The organism is Peribacillus frigoritolerans (genome assembly GCF_040250305.1).
Lineage (GTDB): Bacteria > Bacillota > Bacilli > Bacillales > DSM-1321 > Peribacillus.
On sequence record NZ_CP158190.1, the window covers coordinates 3,892,421 to 3,910,312 of the forward strand.

Sequence of the window (17,892 nt, forward strand, 5' to 3'; positions counted from 1 at the left end):
ATTAGAAAAAAGCCAGCTTCGCATCGAAGCTGGCTTTTCTACAAAAAAAACCTGCCGCAGCAGGTTATTTTTTGCTTTCAAGTATTAGTGTAACGGGACCGTCATTAGTAAGCTGAACATCCATCATGGCACCAAATTGACCGGTTTCCGTATGGACGCCTTTCTTGCGGAGTTCCTCGTTAAATGCCTCATATATTTCATTCGCCTCTTCAGGACGGGCGGCGTCCATGAAGTTCGGTCGACGGCCTTTGCGGCTATCGCCGTATAAGGTGAATTGTGAAACTGATAAAATCGAACCTCCCACATCCAAGAGTGAATGGTTCATCTTTTCATTTTCATCTTCAAATATTCTGAGATTTACAATCTTATCTGCCAAATAGGCGGCGTCATCGATGGTATCCCCATGGGTGACACCAACCAACAGGACGAGCCCGCTGTCGATTTGCCCGATTATTTGGTCTGCGACAACGACTTTTGCCGCTTTGGAACGTTGTAAAACAACACGCATGGCAATAAAAACTCCTTAGTTCATGATCCTTCTAACGGAATAAACATCTGAAATTTGTTTGATACGGTCGACGACCTTTTGTAAATGGGCAATGTTATGGATATAGATCGACATGTGAATGGTCGCCACCTTATTCCTGTCGGATTTACCCGAGACCGCCGAAATGTTGGTCTTGGTTTCATTGACGGCTTGCAGCACTTCGTTTAATAAGCCGCGACGGTCATAGCCGCTGATTTCAATTTCAACGATGTATTCCTTGCGTTCATTAATCGTACTTTCCCATTCAACCGGCACAAGGCGATGGTCGGCATCCCCGCTATCCAGATTTGGGCAGTCCTGTCTGTGAACTGAAACTCCACGGCCTTTGGTTATATAACCAACGATTTCGTCCCCTGGCACTGGGTTGCAACAGCGTGATAAACGGATAAGCAGGTTATCAATACCCGGTACCTGTACACCTGAGTCACGTTTTTTAGCTGTATTGGAGAAGGTTTTCAGATCGGCTACCGCTTCAGAAATATCCGCTTCTTGCTCGACCATTTTCTGCTTACGCCATTTTTCGGTAAGGCGGTTAGCTACCTGAAGGGCAGTGATTCCGTTATATCCGACTGCTGCATACATATCTTCTTCATTCAGGAAGTTGAATTTATCTGCAACACGCCTGATATTCTCGGCCGTCAGGATTTCCTTCAGGTCGAACTCCATATCCTTGATTTCCTTTTCAACAAGTTCTTTGCCTTTTTCGATATTTTCTTCCCGGCGCTGCTTCTTGAAAAATTGGCGGATCTTGTTTTTCGCCTGAGATGTTTGCGTTAGTTTAAGCCAATCCTGACTTGGACCATATGAATGCTTGGAAGTTAAGATTTCTATGATGTCGCCAGTTTTCAGTTTATAATCCAGCGGTACCATTTTCCCATTCACTTTGGCACCAATCGTTTTGTTTCCGATTTCCGAATGAATCCGGTATGCGAAATCTATCGGGTTGGATCCTGATGGCAGTTCGATGACATCGCCTTTTGGTGTGAAAATGAATACCATATCAGAAAAAAGATCTATTTTAAGGGATTCCATGAATTCCTCTGCATTAGTCGCATCATCCTGGAATTCAAGAATTTCCCGGAACCATGTCAATTTTTCTTCCAGTGAAGGCTGTTCACCGACATCTTTTCCTTCTTTATAAGCCCAGTGCGCGGCAACCCCGAACTCGGCAATGCGATGCATATCGGAAGTACGGATCTGCACTTCCAGCGGGTCGCCTTTCGGTCCGATCACCGTCGTATGGAGCGATTGATACATATTCGGCTTCGGCATCGCAATATAATCTTTGAATCGGCCAGGCATCGGCTTCCAGCATGTATGGATGATCCCTAAAACGGCATAGCAATCCTTTATGCTATTGACGACGATCCGAACTGCAAGCAAATCATAAATTTCGCTGAACTGCTTATTCTGCAAAGCCATTTTACGATAAATGCTGTATATATGTTTCGGTCTCCCGGAAAGGTCAGCCTTAATATTGACTTCCTCAACGTTTTTACGCACTTCATCAATGACTTCTTCCAGATACTTTTCACGTTCTGCACGCTTTTTCTTCATCAGGTTGACGATTCGGTAATACTGCTGAGGATTCAAATACCTTAGTGCAGTATCTTCAAGTTCCCATTTAATTGTACTGATACCAAGACGATGAGCAAGCGGTGCGAAAATTTCCAACGTCTCGTTCGATATCCTTCTCTGCTTTTCCTGGGGCAGATGCTTCAAAGTCCGCATATTATGAAGTCTGTCCGCAAGCTTGATCAAGATGACCCGTATATCCTGGGCCATAGCCACGAACATTTTCCGATGGTTTTCCGCCTGTTGCTCCTGCTGTGATTTATACTTGATTTTCCCTAACTTTGTCACGCCATCCACAAGCATGGCGACTTCAGGACTGAAATTTTCTTCAATATCCTTCAGAGTGATCTCCGTGTCTTCAACAACATCATGTAAAAAACCTGCCGCAATGGTTGCAGGGTCCATTTCAAGTTCAGCCAGAATGCCCGCCACTTGAATCGGATGAATAATATACGGCTCTCCCGATTTACGGAATTGTTCTCGGTGAGCATACTCTGCATACTTAAACGCTCTATGAATAAATTCAGCTTCTTCCGGCTGAAGATATAAGCTGGCCCGTTCTACAACCTGCTCGGCAGTCAATATTTGATCATTAGCCATTTAATCACCTTAACCCCACTTTAACTGCCACCGGATATGATCCGGATTGAGTATGATTGGTAGCACTTCCCTTTATTATTCTGCAAAACGTGACAATTTTTGCGAAAAAAAATAAATCCGCTTAAACGGATAAAAGTGCAAATAAACTTATTAGCAGAAAAACTCTTTATTATTACTATTATCGAAAAAAAAGGCAAGGATGTAAAGAGTTAAACGTGTATTTTATAAAGAATACTGCATTTTTTCACTGGAAATTCGACAAAATCCAGAAAAAACGGGTAAAAACAGAAAGAGCACCCTGGTCAGAGTGCTCTTCTTTATTAAAAGCTCATTAATGTCAAGACATCATAGCCGTCTAATTTATCTTTACCATCCAAGTCAGTCAATTCAATAAGGAATGCAATCCCGGCTACAATCCCGCCAAGCTGTTCAACCAATTTGATCGTCGCTTCGATTGTTCCCCCGGTAGCAAGTAAATCGTCCGTAATCAGTACACGCTGTCCCGGTTTAATGGCATCTTTATGGATTGTCAATACATCCTTGCCATATTCTAATCCATATTCGACTTTTATCGTTTCACGTGGAAGTTTTCCTTCTTTTCTCACTGGCGCAAAGCCCACTTCCAATGAGTATGCGACTGGACATCCGATAATGAATCCGCGCGCTTCCGGCCCGACCACCAAGTCGATATTCTTATCGCGAGCGTACTCGACGATCTGGTCTGTTGCGTATTTATAAGCTGCACCGTTATCCATTAATGTTGTAATATCTTTGAAGACAATACCCGGTTTTGGCCAGTCTTGCACAATTGTTACATATTGCTTTAAATCCATTGCTTTGTTTCCTCCTCAAGGTCTGTTGCCTCATGAACTAAATAATGATTGAACCAATCGAATAATTGCTGATAGGAAGAATAAACAAGCTCTTGTTCAAGCTCAAATTGCTCTTTCTTTCTTGTATACGATTCAGATTCACTGAGATCGCGTTTTTTCGCATTGGTTGTGAGCATAATTAACCCATTCTCTATTGTAACAAAATCAAGCTCAAAAAACACCTTAGAAATGAAATCCACCGTATCTCTTGACCAGCCGCGATATTTGGCTAGGTCATCACCATATCTTTTCACATCGAGCGGCCCCTTTTTGGCAAGGAAGGCATAAAACCATTTAAAATGATCTCTTGTTGGCATCGTACTTAGAAAATGGTCCTGTTCATGGGAAAAGTGAGCGTAGATACGCGAAGGGTGTTTATCGGCAATCACCCGTTTCAAATATTCCCTTGACTGCGGCATGTCCATGAATACCAAATGACCTTCGAAGCAATCGAGCTGCTCTGCATCCAGTTCATTCTTTATAATAACGAGATCCGGATGGTTTTGTAAAAATGGATATCTGCTATAAATATCTTCCGAGAAAATGACGATCTTCCGGTTTTGTGCAGGAATGTCGGCAAGCCACTTCTCTGCCTGTCCCTTGCCGCGGTAATCGAATAACTGCCAATGGTTTACCGAGACATCCTGGACAAAGATCTGGGGCTTTTTCATATTATTCCACTCATTGATGGAAAGCTCACCAATAACCGAGACCTCAGCATGCGGAGCTATTTCATCGACAAAATGACCAAGACCGAAGCCCACACCGTCAAGTTTGTGATTTTCACCATCTTCAAGCGAGACCTTCAAGTGATTTTGGTTGGCACCTATTTTGCGGACACTTGAAAGCTGTACGGAATCTATCAATATTTTCGGCTTGGGATTCGTTACCCCAAATGGCGCCAGCAAGCTCATTTCCTGAATCGTTTGAATGGAAACGTCAGCTAAAGTCGTAGCACCGTCCAAGTTTGTAATCGGTGTGAAGTCCTCTTCGTTCAGTTGTTCCTTCGCAATCAAGTTCATGCGGTCCCTGAGCTCCTGGACATCTTCAATTTTCAATGTCATTCCAGCAGCCATCGGATGCCCACCGAAATGAGGCAGCAGTTCACGGCATGCGGAAAGACTTTGAAAAAGATCAAAACCGGCGATGCTCCGAGCAGAACCTTTCGCGTATCCCTTTTCCCGGTCATAGCTCAATACAATCGTGGGCCGGTAAAAGCGTTCAACAAGTTTTGAGGCCACAATCCCCACGACTCCTGCGTTCCAGCCTTCCCTTCCGATGATGAGCACGCCATTGGACTCCGGCGGGAAGTTTTCCTCGACCTCAGCTATCGCTTCCGCCGCCATTGCTGCAACCATTTCCTGCCGCTCTTTATTGATATCATTGATTTCATTCGCAAGTTCCACCGCTTCTTCCAGGCTTGCGGACATCAATAAATCGACAGCGGGATCGGCATCTCCAAGGCGCCCGACAGCATTGATCCTCGGTGCCATCGCAAAGCCGATCGATTCTTCATTCAATGCTTCCTGCTGAACATTCGCCACTTTCATTAACGCAACAAGTCCCGGGCGGCGAGTCAAACGTAACTGCTCGATGCCTTTCGCAGCAATGAGGCGGTTTTCCCCTTGCAAAGGCACTAAATCCGCTATCGTGCCGATTGCCGCTATTTCAAGCAGATCCTCAGGCAATTCCCCAAGCAGGGCGTGTGCAAGCTTAAATGCGACCCCTACTCCGGCAAGGTCTTTAAATGGATAGGAACTGTCCTCAAGTTTAGGATGGATGATTGCCAATGCCTCAGGCAGTTCCGGCCCCGGTTCGTGGTGGTCAGTCAATATATAATCCATGCCAAGCTCGCCGGCAAGTTTCGCTTCATCGATTGCAGAAATTCCTGTATCGACGGTTATTAATACGTTCACCCCTTGCTCAGCTGCAAGGCGGAACGCCATCGGATTCGGACCATATCCCTCTGTAAAACGATTCGGGATATAAAAATCAACATTGGCCCCCAATTTCATCAATGCCGTCATCATCACTGTGGTCGATGTCACGCCATCCGCATCATAATCACCGAATATACGTATTTTTTCTCCATTTTGAATGGCTTCTCTTATTCTATATACCGCTTTATCCATATCCTTCAATAAAAATGGATCATGAAAAGTTTGATTTTTTACAAATAAAAATGATCGGGCACTTTCAATCGTATCCAGGCCTCGATTCACAAGCAGGGCTGCAACCAAAGGTGTGATATGAAGCTCTTCAGCTAGTACAGCAACTTTGTTTTCATCGGCAGTACGCAAGTTCCACCGGGTTTTTGGCTTTAACATTTATTCACCCCTCAACTTACTCATTATACAAAACGAATATACCAGTTTCAATTTTATTTTAAACTCATAAATGGCTGTAATTCCCTATCCTATAAACTTAGTTTAACAAAAAGAAGGCTGGCATCATGCCAGCCCCCTCTCACTTATTAAACTTGTCCTTCAAGACTTTGTTTCTTTTCTTTTGCGGTATTCAGCGGACCTTTCTTCTTCAATTCCCTGATTTTCAAATCAAGCCAGAATTGGGAAGCGATCAATAGCGATGAATACACGCCGCATATTAAACCGATAAACAGCGCAATGGAGAAGTTACGGATAGCTTCACTACCGAAGATCATCAACCCGATAACTGTAATTAGAACGGTCAGAACCGTGTTAATGGATCTCGTCAAAGTTTGCCTGATACTGATGTTCACAATGTTCTCAAGCTCTTCGGCGGTTTTGATTTTACGGCTGAAGCGCAGGTTTTCACGAATACGGTCAAAGGTTACAATCGTATCATTGATCGAATAACCAACAATCGTCAGAACCGCAGCAATGAAGGTGATATCCACTTCGAGCCGGAGTAAGCTAAAAATCGTGATGATGAAGAATGCATCATGTATAAGCGCAACCACAGCAGGTACGGCCATTCGCCATTCAAATCGTATCGATACATACAAAATGATACCGATTGATGCAATCGCTAACGATTTCATGGCATTTTTCGCAAGCTCTTTCCCTACAGTCGGTGATACGGTGCTGACATTCGGTTCTGCTCCGTAATCCTTTTTGAAATGGTCCTTCAATTCAGCAATCTCTTGTTTATCGAGGACACCGACTGTCCGAACGACAGCATTTTTATTGTCTTGTCCAGCGAGCCTGACATCCTTGATATCCTTCTCGTCAATACCAACCTTTTCCATTTCGGTTACGACTTGCTGCTTCGTTAAAACATCGTTGGACGCAATCTCGATGCGGGTACCGCTCGTGAAATCAATCCCAAGATTCAATCTGAAGACGAGCAGGAAGATGATCCCGATAATGGTGACACCGATTGAAATGCCATAAAAAACTTTCCGATGTTTGACGAAATCGATTTTATCAAAGCGTGTTGGCAATGACATTAAATCCATTTTCTCGGATAAATCGTGAATGTGCTTCTTCTTCACGCCAAACCATGTAGTACGTTTGTCGAGGAACCCGCTATTCACCCACAGGCTCATGAAGAGGCGTGTACCATAAACGGCTGTAATGAAACTCATTAAGATCGAAATGATCAAAGTGGTGGCAAACCCTTTAACCGAGCTTGTTCCATAATAGAACAGTACGGCCGCAGCCAACAAGGTCGTTAAGTTGGCATCCGTGATTGTAGCAAGTGAATTCTTGGTACCTTCTTTATAAGCTGCCTTAACGGATCTGCCAAGTTTCAATTCATCCCTGATTCGCTCATAGGTTATGATATTGGCGTCGACAGCCATCCCGACACCGAGAACCAATGCCGCAATACCAGGCAGAGTGAGCACCGCATTCATCCAATCAAACACTAATAGCGTCAAGAAAAGGTATATGCTTAAAGTGACGACTGCAATGAATCCCGGGAAGCGGTAATACACAAGCATGAAGATAAAAACAAGTGCAATTCCGATGATTCCTGCAAAAATAGTATCATTCAGGGCACCTGCACCGAATTGGGCACCTACTGAAGTGGAGTACTTTTCTTTCAAATCAACAGGCAGGGCACCTGCATCCAGAAGGGCTGCAAGCTCTTTCGCTTCTTCCACCGTGAATTGACCGGTAATATACACCTTCTTCGTATTAAAAACTTCACTGACAGCTGGAGCTGAAATCATATTGTCCTGTGAAGAGGTATCTTTGATGGAATCTTTTCCTTCCTCAAAATCCAGCCAGATTGCAAGTACATTAGTAGGACTTTCCATCGTGGATATTTTTTGAGTGATATCCTTAAATTTATCCACATCTTTCAATGTGACTTCAACAACCGGTTGATTATCTTGGAACGTTTGTTTCGCGCCGCCTTCTTTCAGATCGGCACCGGTCATCATTTCCTTATCGTTGTAGTCACGGAAGGATAATTTAGCTTGTGTCGAGAGGATTTCCCGAGCGTTGTTTTGGTCTTTGACCCCAGCCAATTGAACGCGAATCCGGTCTTTCCCTTCGATTTGAATGTTAGGCTCGCTAACACCCAAAACATTGACACGCCGCTCAAGTGAGCTTACTGTAGCCCGTAAAACATCGGGGGTGATCTTTTCCCCATTCAGCGGTTTTACTTCATATAACACTTCAAAACCGCCTTGAAGATCAAGACCCAGCTTGATATCCTTTAGGATTCCTTTTGAAGTCGTCCCCATCGCTGCGAAAATCAAAAGTGCGATTAGAAAAAACGCAACGATCCTGCTTCTTTTTACCATTATGTAGTAGGCCCCTTTCTATAATACGCCTGTTCCTGAAGTTAAAAAAACTGTCATTTTTTGTTTAAATGATAACTGCATTCCCTTTGCTGTTTAAGAAAAAAGACACAGCTTTCCATGCTTTTCCAAAAAAAGCATAACCATATCTATTATGAGTCAAATACAAACAGCTGTCAATTTAAGTATATCTTTGCGTCATTCTTTCAAAAGTTCCTTCAGTTCCTCTTCAGAAAGCGGCTCAAATAGGTTTGGTGATTTATAAGCTTCGACCATTTGGAAAGTCATGAACTGGTTGCTCGAAAATGTCACGATATCTGCGACAAGTTCATGTATGTGAATGTTTTCCTGCGGACGCTTCCATTTATTTTTGGTTAAGGTTCCCCATATGTCTTCCTCCGTTACGGCATTCAATCCGACCATTTGGAATTCCTCACGCTTGCTCTTCAAGAATGGACGCACCTTTAGATAATACCTTTGATAGGGATGATTCTTTTTTGCCATCACTTTGCCTCCAGTAAAAATGATTCTCAAATGAATGCGCATTTTCTTAGAAGGGTTTCTAATCATTTGTTAGAACGCAAACAAACACTTTTGTCATGCTTTGTCCAAGTACAAGCATATAGATAATTGTATAGCATAACCGCTTTTTTGAGAAGGCAGGGAGGGAGTTCAATGTCCAAATTTTTAAAAGGGACGCTGATATTATTAATCGCAAGCCTGATTACAAGGGTTCTTGGTTTCATTAACCGCATTGTCATCGCCCGCTTCATCGGCGAAGAAGGCGTTGGTTTATATATGATGGCTTTACCGACCCTCTTTCTCGTCGTGAACATAACCCAGTTAGGCCTGCCAATCGCCATTTCGAAATACGTGGCTGAGGCAAATGCCAGAGGTGATGAACGGAAAATCAAGAAAATCCTTGTCGTTTCTTTGGCCTGCACCTTTACTCTATCGATGATTTTCACTCCTGCGATGCTGCTTTTCGCGCCGGCTCTCTCAGAATACCTATTCACTGACAAACGGACGTTATGGCCGCTCATGGCGATTGCCCCTATCGTACCTATCATCGCCATATCTTCCGTACTGCGCGGTTATTTCCAAGGCAAGCAAAATATGAAGCCCTTCGCTTTCTCACAAGTTATCGAACAGGTGGCCCGAATCACTTTCATAGCCGTCCTGACGAAGGCCTTTTTGCCATATGGAATCGAATATGCTGCAGCCGGGGCGATGTTCGCATCGATTATCGGTGAGCTTGTATCTCTCATCTACTTATTGACCAGCTTTAAATTAAAGAAACATTTTAAGTTCAGAAAGGGTTTCTTCAAGAATGTCAAATCCGGAAAAGGAACATTCACCGAATTGATGGGGATTGCCCTTCCTTCCACCGGGAGCAGGATGATTGGATCGGTTTCGTGGTTTTTCGAACCGATAGTGGTCGCCCAGAGTTTGGCACTTGCCGGAGTCACCGCGGCCGCAGCGACCAGTCAATATGGGGAGCTTACAGGGTACGCCCTGCCTTTACTCATGCTTCCTTCCTTCGTTACGTCATCATTAGCGACGGCACTTGTCCCGGCAGTGAGTGAAGCCCGTACGACCGGAAACTTTTTACTCGTTGAACACAGGCTTCAGCAGGCACTGAAGATCACCTTTATCACAGGCTGTTTAGCTATCGTCATTTTATTCATCTTTGCCGAACCGATTTTACAAGTCATGTACGGCTCTTCGCATGCTGCCGTTTTCATTAAATTCCTGGCACCCTTTTTCATCCTATATTACTTTCAATATCCGCTGCAATCCATGCTGCAAGCACTGGATCTTGCAAAGGCCGCAATGTTCAACAGCCTGGCTGGTAACATCCTTAAAATCGGTGTGATCTGGCTGCTGGCGTCAAAGGAAAGTTTCGGAATCATGGGAGCCGCAATCGGGATAGCCGTCGGTACGATGCTCGTTACCTTCCTGCATTTTTCAACTGTGCTGAAGGTCGTCCCTTTCACGCTTCATTTCCGCAGCTATATGTCAGCTTTGGTCCTTGCTTTAATTTCCGGATGGGGCGGTTATTATCTTTATCAATTCCCGCTCTCCTCACAGCCACTTGGCATACGGCTTTTGCTTTCCGTGACGGTCGTTATCCTGCTGTTCACATTTTTCCTGTTCATGACCGGCAGCATAAAAAAGGCCGATCTGATCAGGATTCCCGTAGTGGGCGGCTTTTTATCAAAATTCGCTTGGAAATAAAATGAACCGAAGCATCCAAGGGCTTCGGTTCATTTCTTCGTTTCATTTTTATCGATGTAAAATTGGCCATCTATGTATCCGCAAATCGAAATCTCTTTAACCTTCGTTTCTCCATGTTTTTTTAACTGATTCAGAAGCCAAAAATGGTTTTTCCCAATTTTATCAAGATTTTCTTCCTGTATCTCTCCGTCAACAATTAGCGGGAATGGTACCTGACTTTCTGACCCTTCTTCGTCGCTTTTTTTAATCACCGAGAGCCTTCCTGAAGTTTCAAGGATGGCAAATTGAACTTCGTTTATATCAATAATTCCTTGTTCACGAAGTTGGGTCAATAAGTCATCAAAATTATATCTTTGTCTGCGCATCGCTTTTTCATCTATTTTCCCCTGATTAATGATGATCTGCGGCTTGCCGTCCATGAAATTGCGTAATTTGACACTTTTCAATGAGGCAAATGCCAATGTAATTTGGAGGATCGCGAGGACAAACATTGGGATAGTCTGTCGGATAAACGGTTTTTCCAAATCTTCAAAGGATAGCACAGCAATGTCCCCTATCATGATGGATACCACTAAATCGAGAACGCTCAGTTCCCCAACTTCCCGCTTCCCCATCATTCGAAAAAGGAACCAGATGACCAGATAGATTACCGCCGTTCGAAAAATGATCCCTAGATAGATATCCACTTTAACAACACTTCCTTCATCCATAGCATGGCTTGGGAATTGAAAAATTACTCCATAATATTTTCTAATTTTACGGGAAGCTTCTTAAACCTGGTCTAAAGGTTCGATATCGGGAATATGCTTGTACAAACACATAAACAGGCTATACGTATCAGCCTTTTAAAAAGGAGGAATACCCATCGAAACTAAAAAAATGAGTGTCGCCGTAATTTATGGCGTAGGCTCCATCTTTGCCATAGCGATGATTGCTAGTTTAATCGTTTCCATCCTTCTTCGTTTTACTTCACTGACGGAATCATCCCTGACATACGTGGTCATGATCGTGTCCTTTTTATCGCTGTTCATTGGTGGATTCATTTCAGGAGGCAAAGGGAAAAAGCAAGGACTATTCTTGGGCGGAAGCACTGGGCTGCTTTATCTGTTGGTCGTGTTCCTTTTTCAATATTTAGGTCACGATGCACTTTTCACCATCAAGCAATGGATATACTATGGCTGTTTTGTGATTACGGCCATGATGGGTGGCGTTCTTGGGGTCAACATGAGTTCAGACTCACGCTCCGATTAAAAAAAGACAGCAAAAAACCGGGCACATGGCCCGGTTTTCGTTTGTTTTATAGGGATGTTTCTTTATTCGGTGCGCTTTCCGTAATTTCACGGATTGCTGCACGGTCAAAAGTCAGTTTTGTACCGTCTGGTGATTTAATGACGATTTGCAGTTCATCGATTGCATCGATTGTTCCGTGCATGCCGCCGATAGTAGCAACCTTATCACCTTTTTTCAAACTGCTTTGCATGTTTTGCGTAGCCTTTTGGCGTTTTTGCTGCGGGCGGATCAATAAGAAATAGAACAATACGAACATTAAAATCAACGGAAGTATTTGTGCTAAAGAACCCATTTAAGTATATTCACTCCTTTCGTTCATTAAAATATTTATGGAATTAGAAGTTTCTCGCATTTGGTTCATTGAAACCATACTGCTCAAAAAACTCTTCCCTAAAGTCTCCAAGACGATCTTCTCGAATAGCTTGTCTGACCTGTTCCATCAAGTTTAACAGAAAATGAAGATTATGGTAAGTCGTAAGGCGAATACCAAAGGTTTCTTCACATTTAATCAAATGGCGGATATATGCCCGGCTATAATTCTTGCAAACATGGCAATCGCAATTTTCATCGATTGGACCGAAATCGCGTGCATACTTCGCATTTTTCACAACCAGCCGCCCATTGCTCGTCATGAGCGTGCCATTACGCGCGATTCGCGTCGGCAGTACACAGTCAAACATATCAACACCGCGGAGTGCACCATCGATCAATGAGTCCGGTGAACCGACCCCCATAAGGTAACGCGGTTTGTCAGATGGCAGCAGCGGAGTTGTAAACTCAAGGACGCGGTTCATGATATCCTTCGGTTCCCCTACGGATAACCCTCCAATAGCATAACCCGGGAAGTCAAGGGAGACAAGGTCTTTTGCACTTTGTTTGCGAAGATTTTCAAACTCCCCGCCTTGAACGATTCCGAACAGCCCTTGGTCATTTGGACGCTCATGTGCATTCAAACAGCGTTCAGCCCAGCGCGATGTCCGTTCAACCGACTTCTTCATATACTCTTCAGTCGCCGGAAATGGCGGACATTCATCAAATGCCATCATAATATCGGAGCCAAGCGCATTTTGTATTTCCATAGCTTTTTCCGGAGATAAAAATAATTTATCCCCATTCAGATGGTTCCTGAAATGCACACCCTCTTCTTCAATTTTGCGGAACTCGCTTAAACTGAAGACTTGAAAGCCGCCTGAGTCGGTCAAAATCGCCCGATCCCAGTTCATGAACTTATGCAATCCGCCAGCTTCCTTGATGATTTCATGCCCCGGACGCAGCCATAGGTGGTACGTATTGCTCAGGATGATGCCTGCCCCCATTTGTTTCAAATCTTCCGGGGACATCGTTTTGACAGTAGCCATCGTTCCAACCGGCATAAATGCCGGCGTTTCAAAAGAACCATGCGGTGTATGGACCCGGCCTAGCCGTGCCCCTGTCTGTTTACATGTTTTGATTAACTCATATCGTATTGCAGTCAACGCAATAACTCCCTTCAAGAGCTTCTCACTCTTATATTACTTAATTAACATTGCATCTCCAAAACTAAAGAACCTGTATTTTTCTTCCACAGCCGTTTCATAGGCATGAAGGACATGCTCCCTGCCTGCAAGTGCAGAAATAAGCATGATTAAAGTCGATTTGGGCAAATGGAAGTTCGTTATCATCGCATCGATCCCTTTGAACTCATATCCAGGATAAATGAAGATGCTCGTCCAGCCATTCTCTTCCTTGAAAACCCCATCATTGCGGGACGCAATCGTTTCCAATGTCCTTGTGGACGTAGTGCCGACCGTAATGATTTTCCCGCCTTTTTCTTTCACATCATTCAGTAATCTGGCAGTGCCTTCCGTCATTTGATAAAATTCCGAATGCATTTCGTGGCTATCTATATCGTCGACACTTACCGGACGGAATGTACCAAGCCCAACATGCAGCGTGATGAAGGCGATGTGGACACCCATCCCTTTAAGTTTCCCGAGCAAATCCTCCGTAAAATGCAGGCCAGCGGTAGGTGCGGCTGCAGATCCCCGTTCCCGCGCATAAACCGTTTGATAGCGGTCCTGGTCGTCGAGTTGTTCCTTGATGTATGGAGGTAACGGCATTTCGCCAAGCTTCTCCAGTATTTCATAAAATATGCCTTCATATTTAAATTCAAGGATTCGGCCGCCATGCTCAAGTACACCTGTACAAACGGCACTCAGCTTACCATCGCCGAAAACGATCGTCGAGCCTTCTTTAATCCGTTTGGCCGGCTTCACAAGCGTTTCCCATACATCATCATGCTCTTGCTTAAGCAGCAAGACTTCGATTTTTGCACCCGTTCCTTCTTTACTGCCGTATAGCCGGGCTGGAAGCACCTTCGTATCATTCAACACAAGGCAATCTCCCGGTTTGATATATTCCGTAATATGGCTGAATACATCATGCTCAAGCTTGCCGGTTTCTTTGTCTAGCACCATCAATCTACTTGCTTCTCTATCCTCCAAAGGAACTTGGGCAATCAGTTCCTCCGGTAAATGAAAATCAAACATATCCAATTTCATCTGTTCCACTTCCTTACGTGTCTATCAAGCTGTAATCATTATTTAAAACGGCCGATCAAATAAAAAATCGCGGACAATACAACACTGACGATGATTGATGTAACGATGGGAAAGTAAAACGTCGTATTCCCCTTTTTTAGAAAAATATCTCCCGGCAGCCTGCCGAGATGGATATATTTCATCGCAAAACCAATCACGAATATAATCACACCCAAAATCATGACCATCTTTGGTATATTCATCATTCAGGCATCTCCATTCCGAAATGCTCATAAACAAGCTGTGTTGCCATCCGGCCTCTTGGGGTACGCTGAAGAAAACCGACTTGTAACAGATATGGTTCATACACATCTTCGATCGTATGTGCCTCTTCGCCAATCGTTGCCGCAATCGTTTCCAGACCCACGGGCCCGCCACGGAATTTTTCAATGATCCCTTTAAGTAATTTATGGTCAATATGATCGAGTCCTAAACGGTCGACCTGCATTAATTCAAGCGCATAATCGGCAAGTTCGGCCGTTATCGTACCATCACCGCGTACCTGGGCGAAATCCCTGACCCTTCGTAAAAGCCGATTGGCAATCCTCGGTGTGCCCCTTGATCTTCTTGCAAGCTCTGCCGCTGCTTGATCATCCATTTCCGTATCAATGATTCTTGCCGTACGGATGATGATATCAGTCAAATGGTTTTCCGTATAATATTCAAGACGGCTCAAAACGCCAAAACGGTCCCTGAGCGGTGCAGACAGTGAGCCTGCACGTGTTGTGGCCCCTACGAGGGTAAACGGCGGCAAGTCGATCCTGATCGAACGGGCTTCCGGTCCCTTGCCGACTACAATATCCAGACAGAAGTCCTCCATAGCCGGGTATAGAACTTCTTCAACGACACGGGGAAGACGGTGAATCTCATCAATGAACAATACATCACCCGGTTCAAGTGCACTCAAAATGGCCGCCAGATCTCCCGGCCGCTCAATGGCGGGACCGGAAGTCGTGCGGATATTCACACCCATTTCATTGGCGATGATGACGGCAAGCGTCGTCTTTCCAAGGCCAGGCGGTCCATATAAAAGTACATGATCGAGCGTTTCTTCACGCATCCTTGCCGCTTCGATGTATACACCTAAATTCGCTTTCACTTTATCCTGTCCGATATATTGCTTTAAGTTTTGCGGCCGCAAGCTTTGTTCAAAGGACAGTTCGTTCAAATCGGCTTCCTGATTGAATATTCTCTCCTCCATTGCGCCACTCCTTATCTTAACATCATTTGCAATGCTTTCTTAATATATTGCTCGGTCGTCATATCTTCAGACTGCAATTTCTTGGCAACCTTTTGGACTTCCTTTTCAGAATAACCAAGAGCCTTCAATGCAAGAACGGCTTCATCCAACTCCTCTGTATAACCATTTGGACTGAGTGCAGCCGTGACGCCTTCGTTAAACAAGCTTGGAAACGCATCCGGAATAATATTTTCAAGTTTCCCTTTTAAATCGAGGATCATTTGCCGTGCCGTTTTCTTTCCGACTCCCGGGAATTTCACCAAAAACGATTCATCTTCATTTTCGATCGCCTGCACCACCTGATCAACCTGGCCAGATGCCAATATGGCTAGAGCACCCTTCGGCCCGATTCCGGTTACATTCAATAATTTTGTGAATAACGCCTTTTCTTGACGAGTCTGGAATCCGTATAATGCGGCCATATCCTCACGAACATAATGATACAAGAAAACTTGAATTTCTTTCTGGTATTGAGCGGAAAAAATAAAAGGATTCGGCGTCATCACTTGATATCCGATCCCCCCATTTTCCACAACTATGTATTCAGGTCCAATATAATCGACCTTGCCTTTTATATAATCATACAAATTAATTCTCTCCCTGATTTTGCTGTACCTCTCATTTTATCATAAAAAGGGGGTGTTGTTCATTAAAAGTTATTTCATAATCGGCAAAGTCTTTTCACAAGGATTTTCGGGTGTTACAACTATGCTTAAAACAAAGTTGATTGGAACGGGTGTGCGAGACTCCTGCGGGAAATACGCGTCCAAGGAGACCGCAAAGGCGCCGTGGGCGGACCGCCCGCGGAAAGCGAGTGCCTGCAGTGGAAGTCAACGGCCAATGTAAAATACTAAAAAAACTGTAGACAAACTCCATCCTATCGAGTTTGTCTACAGTCTGAAAGATGGGGTGTAATCCCACCCTAGTTTACCGAATATGGCTCATATTCTTTAATGAGCTGTTTATATTGGTCTTTATTCATGATCGGAATCCCTTTTTGCAGTTCCTCCTGCTTGTATGCTTCAAGTTTACCAACGTCTATTTGGTAGAAAGTATGAATGATCTTGGCGTGCTCAGGCCTTCCGATAAAAATGGATAACGTACCATCTTCCCTCATCCCAAGGTAACCATTCGCTTTTAAAAGCGGAGATATGTCATTTTCAATTTTCTTCATGACAATCTGCTCTTCATTTTGATCGACTACTTTCCATCCTTCATATTTTGACCAAAAGTCCTCCATCGACCAAATGGTTTCTGTCAATTTCTCTTCACTTAACTCGCCATCCAGATACATACGCTGAAGAATGACCTTCCTCTCAATTGGATCATTTTCCTTTTGAACGGTTTCTTCGGCAAAAACGGTTAAGCAAAATGGCAATATGATAAGCGTCATGAAAAATTGGATTCTGAGTTGATTAATCAATATACTCACCTCTTAAGGCGTTTACTTTTTATGTAGTTTGACCCAAATAAGGATTATTAACCAGAAAAAAATCAAAAAAGAGCTGACTCCATATCGGGTCAGCCCACTAATTATTTCAAGTGATTTTCGTGAATGTTAAGATTATCGAACATGTCATTGGCATCCAAAGTGATCATTTCCCTCGTGTCTCCATCCCGAAGATTGTTATCAAGTGTCATCGTTCTGAAATAGACACCTTCATCGGTGGTGACATATAGGGTACGGCCATTGGTAAGCGGTCCGATTTCCTTCTTGATTCTTTCTTTAACATCTTTTGCTTGGCTGTAGTCATCAAGCAGCAAGGCTACCAGCATTTCGTCTTTCATGATGATCGTCCTGGCATCGATGACCGGCTCCACTTTATTGGCGACACCATTGACTTTGTCGGCTAAAGCGCCTTCATAAGAATTATAATAAGATGATCGCGCCTTTAGCGGTTTACTCTCATGTCCATGGTAGTTACGGTCACTCTTACTGTATGCATCATCTTTATTGTATAAACCTTGCACCATATTCTCATAATTGATGTTGCGTACCAATGCATCTTTTTCATGGTATCCTGTATCATTCGTGATATTTTCATCTTCCGCAGTATCATTATTAGCACATCCAACCAAACTGACGGCGGCCAATACCGTACAAAGCGGCTGTGCCCATTTTATTTTCTGCACCAATAACCCTCCCATTGCAATTGAATGAGCTATATTCCGCTCATAATTAGCATGGGTGTCGAACGGGAAATGTACTCTGTAAGATA

The 17,892-nt window shown here is 43.9% G+C and carries 17 protein-coding genes; 2 read left to right on the forward strand and 15 right to left on the reverse strand.

What is annotated here, in order from left to right:
* Positions 1-64: 64 nt before the first annotated feature.
* The 6 genes from dtd to ABOA58_RS19100 form a co-directional block, all read right to left on the reverse strand.
* On the reverse strand, positions 65-508 hold the full coding sequence (gene dtd / locus ABOA58_RS19075; protein ID WP_241593340.1) for a D-aminoacyl-tRNA deacylase: 444 nt from the start codon (positions 506-508) through the stop codon (positions 65-67).
* A 15-nt stretch (positions 509-523) separates the two neighbouring features.
* Positions 524-2,722 (reverse strand): RelA/SpoT family protein, encoded by a 2,199-nt coding sequence (locus ABOA58_RS19080; protein WP_350299591.1) that lies wholly within the window; start codon positions 2,720-2,722, stop codon positions 524-526.
* A 320-nt stretch (positions 2,723-3,042) separates the two neighbouring features.
* Positions 3,043-3,555, reverse strand: coding sequence for an adenine phosphoribosyltransferase (locus tag ABOA58_RS19085; RefSeq protein ID WP_034308789.1), 513 nt, complete (start codon positions 3,553-3,555; stop codon positions 3,043-3,045).
* Entirely contained in the window at positions 3,546-5,921 is a 2,376-nt protein-coding gene (recJ, locus tag ABOA58_RS19090; RefSeq protein ID WP_350299592.1) for a single-stranded-DNA-specific exonuclease RecJ, read from the reverse strand. Before recJ ends, ABOA58_RS19085 begins: the two co-directional genes overlap by 10 nt.
* A 146-nt stretch (positions 5,922-6,067) precedes the next feature.
* Positions 6,068-8,329 (reverse strand): protein translocase subunit SecDF, encoded by a 2,262-nt coding sequence (gene secDF / locus ABOA58_RS19095; protein ID WP_350299593.1) that lies wholly within the window; start codon positions 8,327-8,329, stop codon positions 6,068-6,070.
* A gap of 195 nt (positions 8,330-8,524) precedes the next feature.
* Complete coding sequence (locus ABOA58_RS19100) at positions 8,525-8,830, reverse strand: post-transcriptional regulator (protein ID WP_137020410.1); 306 nt, start codon at positions 8,828-8,830, stop codon at positions 8,525-8,527.
* A 171-nt stretch (positions 8,831-9,001) separates the two neighbouring features.
* Between ABOA58_RS19100 and spoVB the strand changes: the two genes are divergently transcribed.
* Positions 9,002-10,564, forward strand: coding sequence for a stage V sporulation protein B (spoVB, locus tag ABOA58_RS19105; RefSeq protein WP_350299594.1), 1,563 nt, complete (start codon positions 9,002-9,004; stop codon positions 10,562-10,564).
* Between the two features lie 29 nt (positions 10,565-10,593).
* Here spoVB and ABOA58_RS19110 read toward each other — a convergent pair whose 3' ends face one another.
* Positions 10,594-11,250, reverse strand: a complete 657-nt coding sequence (locus tag ABOA58_RS19110; RefSeq protein WP_350299595.1) for a DUF421 domain-containing protein — start codon at positions 11,248-11,250, stop codon at positions 10,594-10,596.
* Between the two features lie 193 nt (positions 11,251-11,443).
* On the opposite strand from ABOA58_RS19110, the gene ABOA58_RS19115 reads away from it, so the two are divergent.
* Positions 11,444-11,815, forward strand: coding sequence for a TIGR04086 family membrane protein (locus ABOA58_RS19115; RefSeq protein ID WP_096337820.1), 372 nt, complete (start codon positions 11,444-11,446; stop codon positions 11,813-11,815).
* A gap of 46 nt (positions 11,816-11,861) precedes the next feature.
* Here the strand turns inward: ABOA58_RS19115 and yajC are convergent, their stop codons facing one another.
* The 8 genes from yajC to ABOA58_RS19155 all read right to left on the reverse strand — a co-directional run bounded on the left by yajC (position 11,862) and on the right by ABOA58_RS19155 (position 17,806).
* A complete protein-coding gene (yajC, locus tag ABOA58_RS19120; RefSeq protein WP_214773395.1) occupies positions 11,862-12,146 on the reverse strand; it encodes a preprotein translocase subunit YajC in 285 nt (94 codons plus the stop codon).
* Between the two features lie 43 nt (positions 12,147-12,189).
* Entirely contained in the window at positions 12,190-13,329 is a 1,140-nt protein-coding gene (tgt, locus tag ABOA58_RS19125) for a tRNA guanosine(34) transglycosylase Tgt (protein WP_034308807.1), read from the reverse strand.
* Between the two features lie 36 nt (positions 13,330-13,365).
* Positions 13,366-14,394, reverse strand: coding sequence for a tRNA preQ1(34) S-adenosylmethionine ribosyltransferase-isomerase QueA (gene queA / locus ABOA58_RS19130; protein WP_350299596.1), 1,029 nt, complete (start codon positions 14,392-14,394; stop codon positions 13,366-13,368).
* 38 nt (positions 14,395-14,432) lie between these two features.
* Positions 14,433-14,639 carry a DUF2905 domain-containing protein gene (locus ABOA58_RS19135; RefSeq protein ID WP_034308809.1) on the reverse strand — a complete coding sequence of 69 codons (207 nt, stop codon included), beginning with the start codon at positions 14,637-14,639 and terminating at the stop codon, positions 14,433-14,435.
* Positions 14,636-15,634 carry a Holliday junction branch migration DNA helicase RuvB gene (ruvB, locus tag ABOA58_RS19140; protein WP_350299597.1) on the reverse strand — a complete coding sequence of 333 codons (999 nt, stop codon included), beginning with the start codon at positions 15,632-15,634 and terminating at the stop codon, positions 14,636-14,638. Before ruvB ends, ABOA58_RS19135 begins: the two co-directional genes overlap by 4 nt.
* A gap of 11 nt (positions 15,635-15,645) precedes the next feature.
* The gene (gene ruvA / locus ABOA58_RS19145; RefSeq protein WP_350299598.1) at positions 15,646-16,260 is read right to left on the reverse strand and encodes a Holliday junction branch migration protein RuvA; all 615 of its coding nucleotides are present in this window, start codon (positions 16,258-16,260) and stop codon (positions 15,646-15,648) included.
* Between the two features lie 335 nt (positions 16,261-16,595).
* Positions 16,596-17,096, reverse strand: a complete 501-nt coding sequence (locus ABOA58_RS19150; protein WP_350299599.1) for an intercompartmental signaling factor BofC — start codon at positions 17,094-17,096, stop codon at positions 16,596-16,598.
* A gap of 110 nt (positions 17,097-17,206) precedes the next feature.
* A complete protein-coding gene (locus tag ABOA58_RS19155) occupies positions 17,207-17,806 on the reverse strand; it encodes a YhcN/YlaJ family sporulation lipoprotein (RefSeq protein WP_350299600.1) in 600 nt (199 codons plus the stop codon).
* Positions 17,807-17,892: the final 86 nt, after the last annotated feature.